Below are 3,971 nucleotides of genomic sequence, written 5' to 3'. Positions count from 1 at the left end.
CGCCCCCACTACCGCTCCTCCTTCCGATCCGCCCGCCCCGGAGCGGCGTACCGGCTTCGCCCCGCCCGGGTAGGGCTGTCGGGGGGTCCGCTTAGGCTGCGGCGCATGTCAGTCAACATCGATCTCAGCTTCAGCGTGACCGGGCTCGCGGACCGGCAGCAGGCAGAGGACGTCGTCCGGGCCGTGCAGGAGCTGCTGTACGGCGAGTCGCTGGAGAACCAGGTCAGCCACGGCTGGTCCGTGGACGACGCCGGTGCGTTCTTCGTCTCCGGGGAGTCGGACCACCCGCTCGGCATCACCCGCTTCTACCTCTGGCAGCCGCACTTCGAGGGCCTGTTCGCGGCGACGGTCGCCGGTGTGGCCCCCGCGGCCGCGCACGAGATCCGCTGGGGGTACCCGGACGAGGAGTACTGACCCTCGGCCGCCCCCGTCCCCGCCTGCGCCGGCGGTCAGGCGGGGAACGCCGACGGCGGCGTCTCCAGGTGTTCCAGTTCGATGCCGGGGGCGGCCAGGACGACGTCGCCCGCGAGGTGCACGGAGTGGACCTCCCCGGTGTCCAGGGCGGTCACCCGGTACTCGTCGACGACGAGGGGCCCGCTGTCGGTGTCGTGGACGCTGCTGCCGGCGAGCTGCCAGGCCTGGTCGACCGTACGCGGGGCCAGGACGGGTTCGGTGAGCGCGACGAGCCGGACGCGGGTCGCGGCGGCCCCGACCGCGGGGCGGAGCAGGCGCGCGGTGGCGACGAGGAAGGCCGGGGAGGTGCCGGTGAACGCGGTGGCGGGGGCGTTGCCCTCGGCCGCTTCGGCGCCGGCGGGGTCGGAGCGGACCCAGGTGACCCCGTCGATGGCGGCGCCGCGGACCTGCCAGCCGGCGAGGGCCAGTTCGACGCGGATGGGGCGGCCGAGCTCGTCGACGGCGAGGTCGACGGAGCCGCGGTGGCCGCCGTCCGGGCCGGTCAGCTGGGAGACGTAGCGCCAGCCGGAGGGGCCGGGGGCGCAGTGGAAGTGCTCCTCGCCGAGCGGGGTGTGGTCGTGCGGGTCGTGGAGCGAGTAGCGGCCGCGGGGCATGGCGGGGGTCCTTGCTGTGCGAACGTACGGGGCAGGCCCCCGGCACGGGTGCCGGGGGCCTGGCTCGGTGCTGCCGGGGCAGCGGTGCTGCGGTTCCGCGGAAGGGCCGGCGGGCGCCGGCCCGCCGGGCGGATCAGTAGCGGTAGTGGTCGGGCTTGTACGGGCCCTCGACCTTGACGCCGATGTACGCGGCCTGCTCCGGGCGGAGCGTCGTCAGCTTGACGCCGAGCGCGTCGAGGTGGAGGCGGGCGACCTTCTCGTCCAGGTGCTTGGGCAGCGTGTAGACGTCGGTCGGGTACTCCTCCGGCTTCGTGAAGAGCTCGATCTGGGCCAGGGTCTGGTCCGCGAAGGAGTTCGACATGACGAAGGAGGGGTGGCCGGTCGCGTTGCCGAGGTTCAGCAGGCGGCCCTCGGACAGCACGATGAGGACCTTGCCGTCGGGGAACGTCCAGGTGTGGACCTGCGGCTTGACCTCGTCCTTGACGATGCCCTCGATCTTCGCCAGGCCGGCCATGTCGATCTCGTTGTCGAAGTGGCCGATGTTGCCGACGATGGCCTGGTGCTTCATCTTGGCCATGTCCGAGGCCATGATGATGTCCTTGTTGCCGGTCGTCGTGATGAAGATGTCGGCGGTCTCGACGACCTCGTCCAGGGTGGTGACCTGGTAGCCGTCCATCGCGGCCTGCAGGGCGCAGATGGGGTCGATCTCGGTGACGATGACGCGGGCGCCCTGGCCGCGGAGGGACTCGGCGCAGCCCTTGCCGACGTCGCCGTAGCCGCAGACGACGGCGGTCTTGCCGCCGATGAGGACGTCGGTGGCGCGGTTGATGCCGTCGATGAGGGAGTGGCGGCAGCCGTACTTGTTGTCGAACTTCGACTTGGTGACGGCGTCGTTCACGTTGATGGCGGGGAAGAGCAGCGTGCCTTCCTGCATCATCTCGTACAGGCGGTGGACGCCCGTCGTGGTCTCCTCGGTGACACCGCGGATGTCGGAGGCCAGCTGCGTCCACTTCTGCGGGGACTCCGCCAGGGTGCGGTTCAGCAGCGTGAGGATGTGGCCGTACTCCTCGGAGTCCGCGGTGGACGGGTCCGGGGCCGCGCCGGCCTTCTCGAACTCGACGCCCTTGTGGACGAGGAGGGTGGCGTCACCACCGTCGTCGAGGATCATGTTCGGACCGCCGGTGGGGGTGTTCGGCCAGGTCAGCGCCTGCTCCGTGCACCACCAGTACTCCTCCAGCGTCTCGCCCTTCCAGGCGAAGACGGGGACGCCCTGCGGGTTGTCCGGGGTGCCGTTCGGGCCGACGGCGATGGCGGCGGCCGCGTGGTCCTGGGTGGAGAAGATGTTGCAGGAGGCCCAGCGGACCTCGGCGCCGAGCGCCACCAGGGTCTCGATCAGGACGGCGGTCTGCACGGTCATGTGCAGCGAGCCGGTGATGCGGGCGCCGGCCAGCGGCTGCGCCTGCGCGTACTCGCGGCGGATCGACATCAGACCCGGCATCTCGTGCTCCGCCAGGGTGATCTCCTTGCGGCCGAAGGCGGCAAGGGAAAGGTCTGCGACCTTGAAGTCCATGGGTGCTGCTCCTCATGGTTCGAGAGGTGGGTACGGCTGAGCCGCGCATCGCCGGAGGCGGTGCACCGAGCACTCAGTCCGTCGGGGGCCCTCTCTCCCCTCGGCCGGTCGCGGGACCGCCCGACCGCCATCAGCAGCGACGCCTGACACTGATGACGAATCTACACCGAGCAGCGGGGAGAGCCCCAGTGCACCCGTGAAATCGGGGTCGTGCAGGGCCGCGCCCGCGGACCCCCGCGGGCGGGTGCGCGAAGGCCCCCGCGGGGGTCCGCGGGGGCCTTCGGGCGGTGTCGGGGGCCGGTCAGCCGGCGGGCTTGGCGAGGGGGTCCGCGGCGGCCTCGGCGGCCTTGTAGATGTCGGGCTCCAGGTAGATCACGCGGGCGATCGGGACGGCCTCGCGGATGCGGGCCTCCGCGGCGTCGATCGCCTCGGCGACGCGGGCTGCGGTGTCGTCGTGCCGGACGGCGATCTTCGCGGCGACGAGGAGCTCCTCGGGGCCGAGGTGCAGGGTGCGCATGTGGATGAGGCGGGTGACGCTGTCACCGTCGACGACGGCCGCCTTGATCTTCTCGATGTCGTCGATGCCGGCGGCCTCGCCGAGGAGCAGAGACTTCGTCTCGGCGGCCAGGACGATCGCGATGAGGATCAGCAGGACGCCGATCGCGAGGGTGCCGATGCCGTCCCAGACGCCGTCGCCCGTCAGGAGGGCGAGGCCGACGCCGATGAGGGCGAGGACGAGGCCGACGAGCGCGCCGAGGTCCTCCAGCAGCACGACGGGCAGTTCGGGCGCCTTGGCGCGCTTGACGAACTGCCGCCAGGTCAGGCCGCCACGCAGCTCGTTCGACTCCTTGATCGCGGTGCGGAAGGAGAAGGACTCCGCGATGATCGCGAAGACGAGGACGCCGACGGGCCAGTACCAGGCCTCGATCTCGTGCGGGTGCTTGATCTTCTCGTAGCCCTCGTAGATGGCGAACATGCCGCCGACGGTGAAGAGCACGATGGAGACGAGGAACGCGTAGATGTAGCGCTCCCGCCCGTACCCGAAGGGGTGTTCCGCGGTGGCCTCGCGCTTGGCCTTCTTGCCGCCGAGGAGCAGCAGCCCCTGGTTTCCGGAGTCCGCCAGCGAGTGGACGCTCTCGGCGAGCATCGACGACGAGCCACTGAAGACGAAGGCCACGAACTTGGCTGCGGCAATGGCGAGGTTGGCGGAGAGTGCCGCCACGATCGCCTTGGTTCCGCCCGACGCGCTCATGGGTGCTGATTGTCCCTTCCTCGGTACGGCGGCCCTGGCCGGGGCGCCGCGCTACGGCCGCACATTCTTGCAGCCGCCGGCG

4 protein-coding genes are annotated in these 3,971 nt (G+C 71.2%); 1 reads left to right on the top strand and 3 read right to left on the bottom strand.

The features are described from left to right. Positions 1–105: 105 nt before the first annotated feature. Positions 106–414, top strand: a complete 309-nt coding sequence (locus tag EF903_RS29840) for a hypothetical protein (RefSeq protein ID WP_125548118.1) — start codon at positions 106–108, stop codon at positions 412–414. Positions 415–449: 35 nt separating this feature from the next. Here EF903_RS29840 and EF903_RS29835 read toward each other — a convergent pair whose 3' ends face one another. The 3 genes from EF903_RS29835 to EF903_RS29825 all read right to left on the bottom strand — a co-directional run bounded on the left by EF903_RS29835 (position 450) and on the right by EF903_RS29825 (position 3,889). Then, positions 450–1,067 carry a hypothetical protein gene (locus tag EF903_RS29835; protein ID WP_125548117.1) on the bottom strand — a complete coding sequence of 206 codons (618 nt, stop codon included), beginning with the start codon at positions 1,065–1,067 and terminating at the stop codon, positions 450–452. 133 nt (positions 1,068–1,200) lie between these two features. Next, complete coding sequence (ahcY, locus tag EF903_RS29830) at positions 1,201–2,637, bottom strand: adenosylhomocysteinase (protein WP_125548116.1); 1,437 nt, start codon at positions 2,635–2,637, stop codon at positions 1,201–1,203. A gap of 301 nt (positions 2,638–2,938) precedes the next feature. Continuing rightward, a complete protein-coding gene (locus EF903_RS29825; protein WP_125548115.1) occupies positions 2,939–3,889 on the bottom strand; it encodes a cation diffusion facilitator family transporter in 951 nt (316 codons plus the stop codon). Positions 3,890–3,971: the final 82 nt, after the last annotated feature.

It is taken from the genome of Streptomyces sp. WAC05292, assembly GCF_003949955.1.
GTDB lineage: Bacteria > Actinomycetota > Actinomycetes > Streptomycetales > Streptomycetaceae > Streptomyces > Streptomyces globosus.
This window is presented reverse-complemented; position numbering and strand designations above follow the sequence as displayed.